General features: G+C 62.0%; 14 protein-coding genes. 2 read left to right on the top strand and 12 right to left on the bottom strand.

All coding sequences use genetic code 11. The features are described from left to right. Positions 1 to 213 precede the first annotated feature (213 nt). Positions 214 to 2,349 carry a glycosyltransferase gene (locus ACEN42_RS03935; protein ID WP_371880682.1) on the top strand — a complete coding sequence of 712 codons (2,136 nt, stop codon included), beginning with the start codon at positions 214 to 216 and terminating at the stop codon, positions 2,347 to 2,349. A gap of 24 nt (positions 2,350 to 2,373) precedes the next feature. On the opposite strand, the gene ACEN42_RS03930 is transcribed toward ACEN42_RS03935, so the two are convergent. From ACEN42_RS03930 to rfbB, 5 genes are read right to left on the bottom strand one after another with little or no spacing between them, the layout of a single operon-like run. Continuing rightward, positions 2,374 to 3,273: a glycosyltransferase family 2 protein gene (locus tag ACEN42_RS03930; protein WP_371880681.1), complete on the bottom strand. Its 900-nt coding sequence runs from the start codon at positions 3,271 to 3,273 to the stop codon at positions 2,374 to 2,376. Beyond that, positions 3,270 to 4,160, bottom strand: a complete 891-nt coding sequence (gene rfbD / locus ACEN42_RS03925) for a dTDP-4-dehydrorhamnose reductase (protein ID WP_371880680.1) — start codon at positions 4,158 to 4,160, stop codon at positions 3,270 to 3,272. Before rfbD ends, ACEN42_RS03930 begins: the two co-directional genes overlap by 4 nt. Further along, the gene (rfbC, locus tag ACEN42_RS03920; protein WP_371880679.1) at positions 4,161 to 4,709 is read right to left on the bottom strand and encodes a dTDP-4-dehydrorhamnose 3,5-epimerase; all 549 of its coding nucleotides are present in this window, start codon (positions 4,707 to 4,709) and stop codon (positions 4,161 to 4,163) included. It lies immediately after the preceding gene. Then, positions 4,694 to 5,587, bottom strand: a complete 894-nt coding sequence (rfbA, locus tag ACEN42_RS03915; protein ID WP_371880678.1) for a glucose-1-phosphate thymidylyltransferase RfbA — start codon at positions 5,585 to 5,587, stop codon at positions 4,694 to 4,696. Before rfbA ends, rfbC begins: the two co-directional genes overlap by 16 nt. 9 nt (positions 5,588 to 5,596) lie before the next feature. After that, positions 5,597 to 6,658, bottom strand: a complete 1,062-nt coding sequence (rfbB, locus tag ACEN42_RS03910; protein ID WP_371880677.1) for a dTDP-glucose 4,6-dehydratase — start codon at positions 6,656 to 6,658, stop codon at positions 5,597 to 5,599. Positions 6,659 to 6,964: 306 nt separating this feature from the next. Between rfbB and ACEN42_RS03905 the strand changes: the two genes are divergently transcribed. Next, positions 6,965 to 7,810, top strand: a complete 846-nt coding sequence (locus ACEN42_RS03905; protein WP_371880676.1) for a symmetrical bis(5'-nucleosyl)-tetraphosphatase — start codon at positions 6,965 to 6,967, stop codon at positions 7,808 to 7,810. 71 nt (positions 7,811 to 7,881) lie between these two features. Here the strand turns inward: ACEN42_RS03905 and ACEN42_RS03900 are convergent, their stop codons facing one another. The 7 genes from ACEN42_RS03900 to ACEN42_RS03870 all read right to left on the bottom strand — a co-directional run bounded on the left by ACEN42_RS03900 (position 7,882) and on the right by ACEN42_RS03870 (position 13,928). Beyond that, on the bottom strand, positions 7,882 to 8,838 hold the full coding sequence (locus ACEN42_RS03900) for a hypothetical protein (RefSeq protein WP_371880675.1): 957 nt from the start codon (positions 8,836 to 8,838) through the stop codon (positions 7,882 to 7,884). Between the two features lie 417 nt (positions 8,839 to 9,255). After that, positions 9,256 to 10,053 (bottom strand): lysophospholipid acyltransferase family protein, encoded by a 798-nt coding sequence (locus ACEN42_RS03895; RefSeq protein WP_371880674.1) that lies wholly within the window; start codon positions 10,051 to 10,053, stop codon positions 9,256 to 9,258. Positions 10,054 to 10,055: 2 nt separating this feature from the next. After that, positions 10,056 to 11,333: a dihydroorotase gene (locus tag ACEN42_RS03890; protein WP_371880673.1), complete on the bottom strand. Its 1,278-nt coding sequence runs from the start codon at positions 11,331 to 11,333 to the stop codon at positions 10,056 to 10,058. A 10-nt stretch (positions 11,334 to 11,343) separates the two neighbouring features. Next, complete coding sequence (locus tag ACEN42_RS03885; RefSeq protein WP_035500867.1) at positions 11,344 to 12,369, bottom strand: aspartate carbamoyltransferase catalytic subunit; 1,026 nt, start codon at positions 12,367 to 12,369, stop codon at positions 11,344 to 11,346. 41 nt (positions 12,370 to 12,410) lie between these two features. After that, on the bottom strand, positions 12,411 to 12,920 hold the full coding sequence (pyrR, locus tag ACEN42_RS03880; protein WP_371880672.1) for a bifunctional pyr operon transcriptional regulator/uracil phosphoribosyltransferase PyrR: 510 nt from the start codon (positions 12,918 to 12,920) through the stop codon (positions 12,411 to 12,413). Beyond that, a complete protein-coding gene (gene ruvX / locus ACEN42_RS03875) occupies positions 12,907 to 13,353 on the bottom strand; it encodes a Holliday junction resolvase RuvX (RefSeq protein WP_250484029.1) in 447 nt (148 codons plus the stop codon). Before ruvX ends, pyrR begins: the two co-directional genes overlap by 14 nt. Then, entirely contained in the window at positions 13,350 to 13,928 is a 579-nt protein-coding gene (locus ACEN42_RS03870; protein WP_008342667.1) for a YqgE/AlgH family protein, read from the bottom strand. Before ACEN42_RS03870 ends, ruvX begins: the two co-directional genes overlap by 4 nt. Between the last annotated feature and the right edge of the window lie 25 nt (positions 13,929 to 13,953).

Raw genomic sequence — 13,953 nt, 5'->3', positions numbered from 1 at the left:
ACGCTTCGATGTCTTCCTCGGCGGTTGCGAACCCGACATCGTGTAGTTGCCGCGGCTCACCGGCAATATGTCGCGACGAATGGGCGGAGCTCCCGTCACCGTCATCAGGTCACGCAATTTGCATCAGCGGGCAGACGCGTTGCCTTCCGCGTTCGCAGGGCACCTTCGGCAGGCGCACACCGGCATTGGAGCGTGAATCACCGGCATCCGAACATGGCCTACGAAAAACTGAAAGAAAAATATACGGCGCCCGCCGCCATTGAGGAGGCGAACCAGGCCTCGCGCATCGCGGAACTCGAAGCCTTGCTCGCCGACGCGCTCGAAAACAGCAAGGCGAACAGCGTCCTTCAGAACAAGATCCTCGAACTCGAGACCGAACTCTCGGGCGTGCATGAGTCGCTTTCATGGCGAATCACGCGTCCTTTGCGCGCCCTGAACCGCCTCGGCACCGCATATTGTCTTGCCATTCAGACCGTCCGTCGACAGGTGTTGATGCGCGGCGGCCTGACGCATGCGCTCGCTTATTACGTATCGACCATTCGACGCGAAGGCATCGGCGGCATTCGCGCCCGAGTGGCCCGGCTGCAAAGCGGCATCGGATTCGCTGATGGACCGCCGTCCGACGAGGCATACGGGGAGTGGATCGCGCGCTATGACACCATCGACGACGAAGCTGTTCAGCGAATGCGCGCGGCCATGCAGGGCTTCGCCCGCCAGCCGCTGATCTCGGTGGTCGTACCGGTCTACAACAGCGACCCGGTGTTTCTGCAAGAGATGATCGAGTCGGTCCGGGCGCAGGTTTATCCGCACTGGGAGCTATGCATCGCCGACGATGCATCGACGAACCCCGAGGTACGCGACATCCTGCAGGCAGCAGCCGCGGCGGACAGCCGCATCAGACTCGCCTTTCGCAAAGAAAACGGTCACATTTCCGAGGCGAGCAATACAGCTCTGGCGCTCGCGACCGGCGAACTCGTGGCGCTGCTCGATCACGATGACGTGCTTCCGCCCCACGCGCTGTTTATGGTGGCTTTGTACAGCAACCGTCACCCGGATGCGCGCATGTTCTACAGCGACGAGGACAAACTCGACGCCGGCGGACGACGCACGATGCCGTTCTTCAAAAGCGACTGGAACCCGGAGATGTTCCTGTCGCGGAACATGTTCTCGCATCTTGGCGTCATCTCGCTCGATCTCATTCGTCAAGTCGGCGGCTTTCGCCGCGGCTTCGAAGGGAGTCAGGACTACGATCTGGCGTTGCGATGCGTCGAGGCGGTCGGCGACGGTGGAGTAGTCCACATTCCTCACATTCTTTATCACTGGCGCATCGTGCCGGGCAGCACTGCAGGAAGCGCCGGCGAGAAACCGTATGCCCAGATTGCGGCCCGCCGTGCCCTGGAGGAACATCTCATCCGCCAAAAACTGCCAGCGACGCTGGAAGAGCCGTCAGAACATCTGCCCGTCTTCCGGATTCGCTATGCAGTAGCGCAGCCGGAACCGCTCGTCACGATCATCGTTTCCACACGAGACGGCGGGGAACCGCTTCTAAGATGCCTCGGCAGCATCCGGAAGCGAACGATCTATCGGAATTACGAGATCATCGTGATCGAAAGCGGAAGCGAACACGCGAAGTCGTTAGCTTCGGTCGGAAGTCTCGGCCTTGCAGACAATGTGCGCGTGATCCACGACCCTTCGCCATTCAGTTTCGTGGCGTTGTGCAATCGTGCTGTGGCCGAGGCGCGAGGCGCCTATTTGTGCCTTCTGGATAGCGACATCGAAGTCATGTCGCCTGGCTGGCTCAACGAAATGGTGAGCCTCGCAGCGCGGCCCGGTACAGGCGCCGTCGGCGCGCGTCTCTGGTATCTGGACGGCAAATTGCGGCATGGCGGCTTCATCATCGGGCTGGGCGGCGTCGCGGGGCCAATGCATCACATGTTGGCACGCGGGCAGTCGGGCTATTTTCAGCGCGCCATCGTCACGCAGAATCTCTCCGCCGTCACGGCCGCGTGCCTCGTCGTCGGCAAGAAGGCTTACTACGAGGTGGGCGGTCTCGACGAGTCGCTTGCGCTGGCGTTCAATGACGTGGACTTCTGTCTGAGACTACTTGAAGCGGGCTACCGAAATGTGTGGACGCCGTATGCCGAGCTTCATCACCACGAGCCGGCGAGGCGCGGCTCGAATCTGGAGCCGGAGAAACAGCAGCGCTTCATGCAGGATATTCATTCGATGGAAGCTCGCTGGGGTCAGCGCTTTGGCTCTGATCCTGCGTACAACCCCAATTTGTCATTGGCTGTTGACGCTCAGCCCTTCACGCTTGCTTCCCCTCCCAGAGTCGGCCAGTTCGATTGACCGCGTCATGTCGAGCAGGCGCCGTTACGCAAGCGGTCCCAGCTTGCCCCGCCATCCGTCGGAGAGTCCGCGGATTGCCATCTTCAGATGCTTCATCCGTTCGGACGGAAACAGCGAATAAATAACGATTCGGATCGGCAACTTCATCAACTCAGTCGATTTCCAGCTAAACGGAAGATAAGGCCGCCGAATCAGCGCGATGGCGTTGCGAAACAGGTAGTAGTGCCGCAACGGACTGTGCATCGGATAAATGCGTCCGAGCACACGCACGGGTTCGCTGCCAAGTTCATGCGCCAGGCGGATCCAAGGCGCGCCCAGCACCCGAAAACCCGCGCGCTTTGCTCTCACGCACCATTCGAGATCGACAAAATCGATGAAAAGCGCATCGTCCATCGGGCCAATCGTCGACCAGTATTTCAGGTTGATGCAAGAACCCGAAGTGATCAGGAAATCGACATCGATCAGTTCGGACCCTTCGGGTGCGATACGTTCGAGCTTCCACGGCCGGAAACGGACAAACGGCGCCACGCCGCCTAGCCGCTTGTCTTCATAAGCAGGGCCGATCAACGCGACGCGATCGCCGGACGCGTTGGCGGCAGCGATGAGCGACGGCAATTCAGTCAGCAATTCGGACGGGGGCTCACTGTCCTGATCGAAGAGAATGGCGGATTCAGCGCCCCGGCGAAGCAACGCCTCCACACCCTGGTTGAGCGCCCGCGCGATACCGACGTTCTCGCCGTTCGGCAGATATTCGATTTCAGACGAAAGGACCAGCGGCCTCCCCGATGGCATCGCGGGCGTGTTATCGATGACCACGCAATGCATGACGGAGGCGAGTCGGTTGACGCGCTCGACACATGCCGCATCGGGATGATAGAAAACGACGACGGCGCCAGTACGCGGCCTGTGCGATTGCTCGGTCAAAGTTCAGCCATACAGAGACGAAGCGCTTCCCGCCAATCCGGCGCGCACAGGCCGAACGCCGACGCCAGTTTGTCGTTCGACATGCGCGAATTCGCGGGACGCTTCGCAGGCGTTGGATACGCGGTGGCCTGAATCGGCTTCACGACCGGCTTCCTGTCGAGCCAAGCGTAATCGAAAATGGCTTGCGCAAATCCATGCCACGAAGTCGAATCGCCTGCCGTCAGATGGTACACGCCGGACTTCTCGGACCACCAGCCATCGCCTGCCGTGACGGCCTGAGCGAGCACATTCGCCGTCAGTGCGGCGATAGTGACCGACCAGGTCGGCGCGCCGATCTGATCCGCGACGACGTTCAGTTCGTCCCGCTCCTTGCCGAGCCGCAGCATCGTCAAAAGGAAGTTCTTGCCGCGCGAGCCATAGACCCAGCTCGTGCGAAAAATCAGATGGTTGCAGCCCGACGCTGCAATGGCTCGTTCCCCGGCCAGCTTGCCCTTGCCGTAAACGTTCTGCGGGTTCACCGCGTCGTCTTCGACATACGCACCGTCTTTCGTGCCATCGAACACGTAATCGGTCGAATAATGGATCAATGCCGCGTTCAGCCGCTTCGCCTCTTCGGCGAGCACTCCAGGCGCTTCGCCGTTGGCGCGCATAGCAGCATCGATGTTGGATTCGGCCATGTCGACTGCTGTGTACGCCGCAGGATTCACGATAAGCGCAGGCCGCACTTCGCGCACGACACGGCGAATCTGATCGAGATCGCAGAGGTCGAGCGCACTGCGATCGACCGCGACCACGCGTCCCAGACCCTGTAACGTGCGCGCCAGTTCAAAGCCGACCTGACCGCTAACGCCGGTCAGGAGGATGGTTCGATCCAAAGATTCGCTCATTCAGAACACCTCGGCATCTGCCAGCCTCTTGGCCGCCGCATCTTTTGCGGCAAGCATCGGTTCGAAGTCGATCGGCCATTCGATGCCGATCTCGGGGTCGTTCCACACGATGCTGCGCTCGTGCTGCTGATACCAGTAATCCGTCGTCTTATAAAGAAACTGCGCCGTCTCCGACAACACGACGAACCCATGAGCAAACCCCGATGGCACCCACAGCTGGCGATGATTCTGCTCCGACAGATTCACGCCGACCCACTTCCCGAAATTCGGCGAAGTCTTTCGGATATCGACGGCGACGTCGAACACCTCACCCTCGACGACACGCACAAGTTTTCCCTGTGCATGCTGGATTTGATAATGCAGCCCGCGCAGCACGCCCTTCGCCGAACGTGAATGATTGTCCTGCACGAACTCGACGCCCGCTTCCACATGCTCCGCAAACTCCCGTGCATTGAAGCTCTCGTAGAAGAAGCCGCGCGCATCGCCGAAAACCTTCGGCTCGATGATCTTGACTTCAGGCAGCGCCGTAGGCGTTACGTGGATGGCCATGCGACTTGGTCCTTCGGAAGGTTGAGCAAATACTGACCGTATGCGTTCTTCGCGAGCGGCCTGGCGAGCGCGAGCAGCTGTTCGTCGCTAATCCACTTGCGCCGGTATGCGATCTCTTCGGGACATGCGACGACAAGCCCCTGCCGCTTCTGCAGTGTGGCGATGAAGATCGCGGCATCGATCAGCGAGTCATGCGTGCCGGTATCGAGCCATGCATAGCCGCGGCCCATGATTTCGACGTCCAGCTTCTTCTGCGCCAGATAGCACGAGTTGATGTCGGTGATTTCCAGTTCGCCGCGCGCCGACGGCTTGATGTTGGCGGCAATGTCGCACACGGATTTGTCGTAGAAGTACAGCCCCGTTACCGCATAGTTCGAGCGAGGCTTGGCCGGCTTTTCTTCGATCGACAGCGCGCGGAATTTGTCATCGAAGTCGACGACACCGTAACGCTCCGGATCGTGAACGTGATACGCGAATACCGTCGCCCCGTCCGTACGCGCGCTGGCGCGTTCCAGTTGCTTGACCAGATCGTGACCGTAAAAGATGTTGTCCCCGAGAATCAGCGCGGACGGGTCGTTGCCAACGAATTCACGGCCGATGATGAACGCCTGCGCGAGCCCGTCGGGCGACGGCTGAACGGCGTACCGGATATTCATGCCCCATCGGTTGCCGTCGCCGAGCATGGCTTCGAAGCGAGGCGTGTCCTGCGGCGTCGAGATGATGAGTACGTCGCGAATACCCGCGATCATCAACGTAGACAGCGGGTAATAGATCATCGGCTTGTCGTAGACCGGAAGCAACTGCTTCGACACGACATGCGTGATGGGATACAGGCGTGTACCGGACCCGCCCGCGAGAATGATGCCTTTGCGCGCCATCGTTTTGCCTCACGCGCGTTGCGCGTAGTTTGTCTCGACCCACTTGCGGTATTCGCCCGAAGCGACTTCATCGACCCATTCCTGATTGTCGAGATACCACTGGACGGTCTTCGCCAGGCCCGTTTCAAAAGTATCGGCAGGCTTCCAGCCAAGCTCGCGTGCGAGCTTGTTCGCGTCGATTGCGTAGCGGCGGTCATGACCCGGCCGATCCGTCACGTAGTTGATCTGATCGCGATACGAACCTTGCGCCTTAGGTCGTTTTGCGTCCAGGAGACTGCACAGCGCATGCACGACCTCGAGATTTTTTTTCTCGTTCCAGCCGCCGACGTTGTAGGTTTCGCCCGGCACGCCGCGCGCCAGCACCTCGCGAATGGCGCTGCAATGATCCCCCACGTACAGCCAGTCACGGACGTTCTGTCCGTCCCCATATACGGGCAGAGGCTTTCCGGCCAGCGCATTCGCGATCATCAGCGGAATGAGCTTTTCGGGGAACTGGTACGGTCCGTAGTTGTTCGAACAGTTGGTGGTGAGCGTTGGCAGTCCGTACGTGTGGTGGTAAGCCCGCACCAAGTGATCGGAACCTGCCTTGGTCGCGGAATACGGGCTATTGGGCGCGTAAGGTGTGGTTTCCGAGAACTGCGGGTCTGTGGCGGAAAGCGAGCCGAACACCTCGTCCGTCGACACGTGCAGAAAGCGGAACGCCATCTTGTCCGCTGCGTCTAGCGTGTTCCAGTACGACCGTGCAGCCTCGAGAAGCGTGAACGTACCGACAACGTTTGTCTGCACGAAGTCGGCGGGTCCGTGGATGGAACGGTCGACATGACTCTCGGCCGCGAAGTGCAGCACCGCGCGCGGCTTATGGTCGGCGAACAGCGCGTCGAGTGCTGCGCGATCGCAGATGTCGGCGCGCACGAAAATGTGCCGAGAATTGTCCCGCTGCGATTCCAGTGTACGCAGGTTACCCGCATACGTAAGCTTGTCCACGTTCAGAACAGGCTCATCAGAGCCGTCTAACCAGTCAAGCACGAAATTAGCGCCGATAAAGCCGGCGCCGCCTGTTACCAGGATCATGAACTTCCTTCGAAATGGAGGGGCCGAACGACTGACTCGCGCCGCAACTGTCGCGACCGGCCTGCAGGCCGCGTGTAACTAGCAATTATAAAGGCGAGGGAAAAGAACGCCAGCACGCTAACAAACTGATGCAGTCGGTAAGTGGCAACTTCCGTTCGCCGACTTCATCGATTACGCCCGCGACCGACGCACGCTATCATCGCGCATTGTGCGACGCCGCATCCGTGCGGCGTCGACGTTTCGCAACCGCAGCGAAGCAGTATCGCTCACCGCCGACCGCCGCGCACCTCTTCGATCTTTTTTCCGATGACTGCTCCATACAACTGTGCCCCGCTCGCTTTCGGCGATATCCAGGGTTGCCGCAACCAGTTCCGGCAGCTCCTAGCGAAAGCTGCGCCGCCACCCAAAGCGCCGCTCTGGTTCGCCGGCGATCTGATCAACCGGGGTCACGACTCGCTCGGCACGTTGCGTGACGTCATCGAGCTGGGCGAGCGCGCCGTGCCCGTCCTCGGCAACCACGATCTGCATCTGCTGTCGGTGTCTGCGGGTATCCGCAAGACCAAGAAGGGCGACACGATCGACGAGATCCTGAATGCACCCGACGCTCCTGAGTTGCTGCACTGGATCCGCCACCGCCCGTTCGCGCACTTCGAGAACGGCATGCTGCTCGTGCATGCCGGGGTTTTGCCGCAATGGGACCTCGATCAGACGCTGGAGCTGGCCGACGAACTGCAGCGCGCGCTGCGCGGCCCGGACTGGAAAGAGATGTTGGCGGGGCTGTATGGGAATATGCCGAATCAGTGGAGTGCGGAACTGATGGGCATCGAACGACTTCGCGTCGCCTGCAGCGCGCTGACGCGCGTGCGCTTCTGCGATGCACACGGCGTGATGGACTTCTCGTCGAGCGGCGCCGTTCAGTCAGCACCGAAAGGGTACATGCCCTGGTTCGACGTGCCGTCGCGCAAGACGCAGAACGTCACCGTCGTGTTCGGTCACTGGGCGGCGCTCGGGCTCTACATCCGCGAGAAAGTCATCGGGCTCGATTCAGGGTGCGTCTGGGGCGCCCAGTTGTCGGCGGTGCGGCTTGAGAGCGAACCAGCCAGACGCACTATCGTGCAGGTCGAATGTGCCGACCGCAAGGCGACAATCTAGCCGCGAGCAAAACCCATTGGCATTCGGACGCACCGCCAGCGTATGACCGGCTCGCAGCAGCGCGCAGTCGATCAGGCGCGGAGCCGATACAGCGCCCACGCGCGAAATGCGCTCGCGCAGGCCCGCAGGGTCGGCGGCGGTTCGGGCGCCTCTCCGGGCGGCAGGCTCGGCGGTGGCTCGGGCGCCGCGCTGGCCAGCTCATGCTGCTCCGCGCGTGCCAGTCGTGAGCGCAAATCTTCTATCTCGTTCAGCCGCTGCCCGGCGATCATGCGCGCATCCGCCAATGCAGCATCCATTAGCGCGAATCGTTGTGCTGCAGCCGTCACGACCGCAACGAAATCCTTCGAGAATAGATTATCGAGTGTGACGACCGGTTGCATTCCGTCATCGGGCGGCGGCGCACTGCCGAGTCCGCGCCACTCGCCGAACGCTCGCTCGGGCGGCGGCTCTTCGACGAGTGATGGCAACCCAAATCGCTGCGCAAGTTCGCGATTGCATGACGCGAAATGCCGGACGTACGAGCGAAGCGTCTTGCCGCTCATGCGTGGACGCACGGGAATGCTCGCATCGATCAATTCGATCAGCCGCTCATCCGCATTGGTCAGTTTCCGCTGCAACTGGGCGCGGCAGAAATTTTTCAGTGCATCGACGAGCGGATCGCCGGTATTTACGCGTTCCTCGGTCAGCGCGATCTCACGCGGCCAGCCGATGATGTCGAGAAACCCCGGCAACACACTGGACGAGCGGACTGCATCGTAATCGCGAACAATGAGTTCGATGCCACTCGAATCGTCGAGCCGCGCGATCAGCTTGCGATAGTCCAGCGGAAACTCGGCCAGCTCGGTGTCGAGCCGCGTCTGTGCGTAGGTCGAGAAATCGAGGCAAAAGCCGCTCTTCAGGCGCTCGACGTAGTTGCTTTCGATGAACCCGGCCTGTTTGCGCAGATACAGAATGACGACAATCTTGTCGACGACGGACGAGAGCCTGTTCACGAGATGCTGAAAGCCGGACGCGTTTCGCCACAACATGTGCGAAAACTCTTCGCTAGAGAGGATAACGTGCCTGCGAGAGCCCGAAATCTCGGTGATGAGCGTCTCAACGAGCACGCCCAGCTCGTCTGAATTTGACTGTTGCGCGAGCCCGTGTTGCCCGGAGTCGTCCGTGAATCGTCCGGCCAGAGGAAAAATGTAGCCAGCTTCTTGTAGGACTTTGGGTTGCGTCGCGAGGACACGCTGAATGGACGAGGTACCAGTCTTGTGAGTCCCGATATGCAGGTAGCAGTGACGCATCGACCCTTTCGATCCGTGCCGGAGAAACCTTCAGTTTACACGCGCGGGCCGTTTTCGGCCGGCCGCCGACGGCGCACCGGTGCAAGTGCCTATCGTTACGCTGCATTATCGGCGCGCTGCTGCAACCTACCTGATCGAGTCCCTTAGCGCAGCCGTCTACACGATGGCCGGACCTTGCTTTTCAGAAGCAGGCATCCGCGCATCGTGAGACCTGGGGCCCGCCTCTCTGCGCATGACTCGCAAAGCGCTTTCCACCGCCGCCTGCGCCTCACTCGCAAGCAACCGCCGATCCGCCCCCGGCGCAAGCGGATCACACACATACAGATGCGCGGTGATCTCCCCCGCGCCGAGCAACGCGTTCAGCGAATCGTCGAGCGACATATCGCCGATATACGCAGGCGCGGTCGATTGCCGCCCTTGCGCGTCCTCGTACATCAGGCAGATCGGCTGCACCGGACACGACGCCGACACCGCCGCCTGAAACATGTTGGCGTGAAACGGCAGCAGCGACGTGCCATCGGTGGTCGTGCCTTCCGGGAACACGCACATCATTTCGCCCGCGAGCAGCCGGTCGGCCAGCTCGTGCATGATGCGCTTCGCGTCACTACGCTTCTCGCGCTGCACGAACACCGTGCCGAGCTGTTGCGCGAGCCAGCCGACGACCGGCCACTTTCGTATCTCCGCCTTCGACACGAACGGCGTCGGACGCCACGCGTTGATCACGTAGATATCGATCCACGAGATGTGATTGCCGACGACGAGCACGCCCGCATCGAGCCGGGCTTCGTCGTTATGCACGACGAGCTTCATACCGGAAAGCCGCAACATCTCGAGCGACCACACGCGATTCATCTCGGCGCGCTCGCTCGCGGACGCGCGCGGAAAGCGCCTCGCGACAACCCACATGCCATACAGCAAGTGGATAACGAGCCGCAGCTTGCGCCCAGCGAACATGATCAGCGGCTCTCGAACGCGACGTGACCGCCGACGATCGTCGCACGCACGCGCGCCGGCAACTCGTAGCCGAGGAACGGCGTGTTGCGGCCCTGGCTCTTCAGCTTCGTCGGATCGACGCGCCATTCGCCCGCCGCGTCGAACACGCAGAGATCCGCGATCGCGCCCGTCGCGATGCGGCCCGCGGGCAACTTGAGCACGTCGGCGGGCGCAGACGAGATGCGCGCGAGCGCCTTCGCGAGCGGCACGTTCGCGTCGAGCGCCCACTTCACTGTCAGCGAAAGCAGCATTTCGAGACCGGTCGCGCCCGGGGTGGCTTCAGCGAAGGGCAGCAGCTTTTCGTCGTCGTCGAGCGGCGTGTGATCGGAGCAGATCGCGTCGATGGTGCCGTCCGCGAGGCCCGCGCGGATCGCGTCGCGGTCGCGCTGCGAGCGCAGCGGCGGATCGAGACGGAATTGCGAATCGAAGTAGCCGATGTCGATATCGGTCAGATGGACATGATTGACCGTCACGTCGCACGAGACCGCGAGACCCTCGGCCTTCGCCGCGCGCACGAGTTCGACGCCCGCCGCCGACGACAGATGCGACAGATGCACGCGCGCACCGGTCACGCGCATCAATTCGAAGATGGTATGCAGCGCGATGGTTTCCGCCGCCACGGGCACGCCCGACAATCCGAGCCGCGACGCCACCGCGCCGCTCGCCGCCACCCCGCCCTTCGACATGTAAGCGTCCTGCGGGCGCAGCCACACGGTGTAGCCGTACGTGGTCGCGTATTGCAGCGCGCGTTGCAGCGTGCGCGTATCGACGATCGGGTTATCGGCCTGCGAAAAACCGATGCAGCCCGCCTCGGTCAACTGGACCATCTCGGTGATGGCCTCGCCCTTCAAGCCGACGGTCAGCGCGCCGAGCGGATACACATGCGCGAGATGCAGCTTCTGCGCGCGAAACTTGAGCATTTCGACGAGGCCCGGCTCGTCGAGCGTCGGGTCGGTGTCGGGCGGACACACGAGGCTCGTCACGCCGCCGGCCATCGCGGCGGCCATTTCGGATTCGAGCGTCGCCTTGTGCTCGAAGCCCGGCTCGCGCAACCGCGCGGACAGATCGACGAAACCCGGCGCGATGTAGAGCCCCGACGCGTCGATGACCTTCGCCGCGTTGAAATCCGCGGGCGCCGCGCCGATGCCGACGATCCTGCCCGCCGCGATGAAAACGTCCTTGCGTTCTTCCGTGCCCGCGGCCGGATCGATGATCGTGCCGTTTTGAATCTGGATCTTCATGTCGTCTTCTTCAGTCGCTGTTGCCGGCCACGATGCCCATCACCGCCATGCGCACGGCGATGCCGAAGGTCACCTGATTCAGGATCACCGATTGCGGGCCGTCGGCCACCTGCGAGTCGATTTCCACGCCACGGTTCATCGGGCCCGGATGCATGACGATCGCATCGGGCGCGGCGAGCGCAAGACGCTCGGGCGTGAGTCCCCAACTCTTGAAATACTCCTGCGCGGACGGCAGGAGCGCGCCGCTCATGCGCTCGTTCTGCAGGCGCAGCATGATGATCACGTCGACGCCCTTCAGGCCTTCGTCGAGATTGTGATAGACGTGCACGCCCATCTGGTCGAGGTTGCCCGGCAGGAGCGTGCGCGGGCCGATCGCGCGCACTTCCGGCACGCCCAGCGTGGTCAGCGCGTGAATGTCCGAGCGCGCGACGCGCGAATGCAGAATGTCGCCGACGATCGCCACGCGCAGCTTCGTGAAGTCGCGCTTGTAATGGCGGATCGTGTACATGTCGAGCAGGCCTTGCGTCGGATGCGCATGGCGGCCATCGCCCGCATTGATCACGTGCACGTGCGGCGCGCAATGCTCCGCGATCAGATACGGCGCGCCGCTCGACGCGTGACGCACGACGAACATGTCCGCGTGCATCGCGGAGAGGTTGTTGATCGTGTCGAGCAGCGATTCGCCCTTGCTCGTCGATGACGCGTTGATGTTCAGGTTCAGCACATCCGCCGACAAGCGCTTCGCCGCGATCTCGAACGTGGTGCGCGTGCGCGTCGAGTTCTCGAAGAAGAGATTGAACACCGACTTGCCGCGCAGGAGCGGCACCTTCTTCACTTCGCGGTCGGTCACGCTCACGAACTGCTCGGCGGTATCCAGAATGTGCGTGACGATCGAGCGCGGCAGTCCTTCGATGGTCAGCAAGTGCTTGAGCTCGCCGTTCTTCGTGAGCTGCGGGTTGCCCTTGAGAAAGCCGTACCGGAACTTGTCTTGGGTAGGCGCGCCCGTCTCGGTTGCGCCCTGAGTGGCGGTGTTCATGGTGATCCCGGGTGTTACTGGAAAGAAGCTGCGAGCGTCGCTCAGCGGGCTTCGGTCGTGAAAGTGAATCCGCCGTCCTCGCGACGCGCGAGCACGAGGTTCTGGTTCGCGGGCACTTCAACCGTCGCGCCGGTGAAGCGCGCGCCGATCGGCATTTCGCGCCCGCCGCGATCGGCGAGCACCGCGAGGTCGATCGACGCCGGGCGGCCGTAGTCGTACAGCTCGTTGATCGCCGCGCGCACAGTGCGCCCCGTCGACAGCACGTCGTCGATCAGGATGATGCGACGGCCGTTCACATCGAAAGGCAACTCGGTCGGGCGGGCCTGGCTGTGCAGGCCCTTTTTCGCGTAGTCGTCGCGATGCAGCGCGACATTCACCACGCCGAAGTGCGGTGCGCTCAGATCCTTCGCGAGCCGCTCCGCCAGCCACACGCCGCCGCTGTAGATGCCGGCGAGAACCGGGCCATCCGATGCGGCAAGCGATTGTCCGAACGCAGCGCGAATCTGTTCGACCAGCGCGCGATAGAGCGACTCGGCGTCAATGGAACTCATGATCGTCGGGAAGTCCGTCGAGATATTGTTGAAGAATGACGCGGGCCGCTTCGGCGTCGATATCGTCGAAGCGGCCGCGTGCGTTGGTGCGCACGCCGCGTTCGCGCAAATCGGCTTTGGCGTCGACGGACGAGTAGCGCTCGTCCACCCATTGCACGGGCACGTTGAAACGGCCGTTCACCTGATTGCCGAAGCGCTTCGCGAGCGCGCTCATTTCATGCGGCGTGCCGTCGGGATGCATCGGCATGCCGACGACCACGGTATCGGGCTTCCACTCGTCGAGCAGCTTGCCCACTTCGACGAAGCGATATTCGCGATCGCGATTTTCCAGCGTGACGAGCGCACGCGCGTGTTTTGTGAGCGTATTGCCGACGGCGACACCGATTCGCTTCTCGCCGTAATCGAATGCCAGCAGCGTGGCTTCGCGGCTCATGCGTGCCCTGCTTCGCCGGACAACATCGAGCGCGACACGCCAAGCAGCGAGAGCGCTGCTTCGAGGCGGTCTTCGGCCGGCACGTCGAAGATGATGCGCGGATCGGCTTCCACTGTGAGCCAGCCGTTCTTCGAGATTTCCTCTTCGAGTTGCCCCGCACCCCAGCCGGCGTGACCGAGCGTGAGCAGGAAACGCTCGGGGCCCTTGCCGCTCGCGACCGCTTCGAGCACGTCCTTCGATGTGGTCATGGCGAGGCCGCCGGGCACGCTCATCGACGAACTGTACGGTTCGCCCTCGCCCGCTTCGTGCAGCACGAAGCCGCGCTCGGTCTGCACGGGACCGCCGAAATACACGGGCAAATGGACGAGCGGCTCGATCTCCAGCTTGAGATCGATGCGGTTGAAGAGCGACTGGAGATCGATATCGGTCGGCCGGTTGATGACGAGGCCGAGCGCGCCTTTCTCCGTGTGATCGCACAGGTAGACCACCGTTCCTGAAAACGTCGGATCGGCCATGTTGGGCATGGCGATCAGGAACTGATTCGTCAAATTGATGCGATCGGAAGTCTTGGACATAATTCAGAATTTTAACAAAGGCGCT

Origin of the sequence: Caballeronia sp. S22 (genome assembly GCF_964261745.1) — a bacterium.
In the GTDB taxonomy this organism is placed as follows: domain Bacteria; phylum Pseudomonadota; class Gammaproteobacteria; order Burkholderiales; family Burkholderiaceae; genus Caballeronia; species Caballeronia jiangsuensis.
The sequence above is the reverse complement of the archived record's forward strand: the minus strand, read 5'-3'. Positions and strand labels throughout refer to the sequence as shown.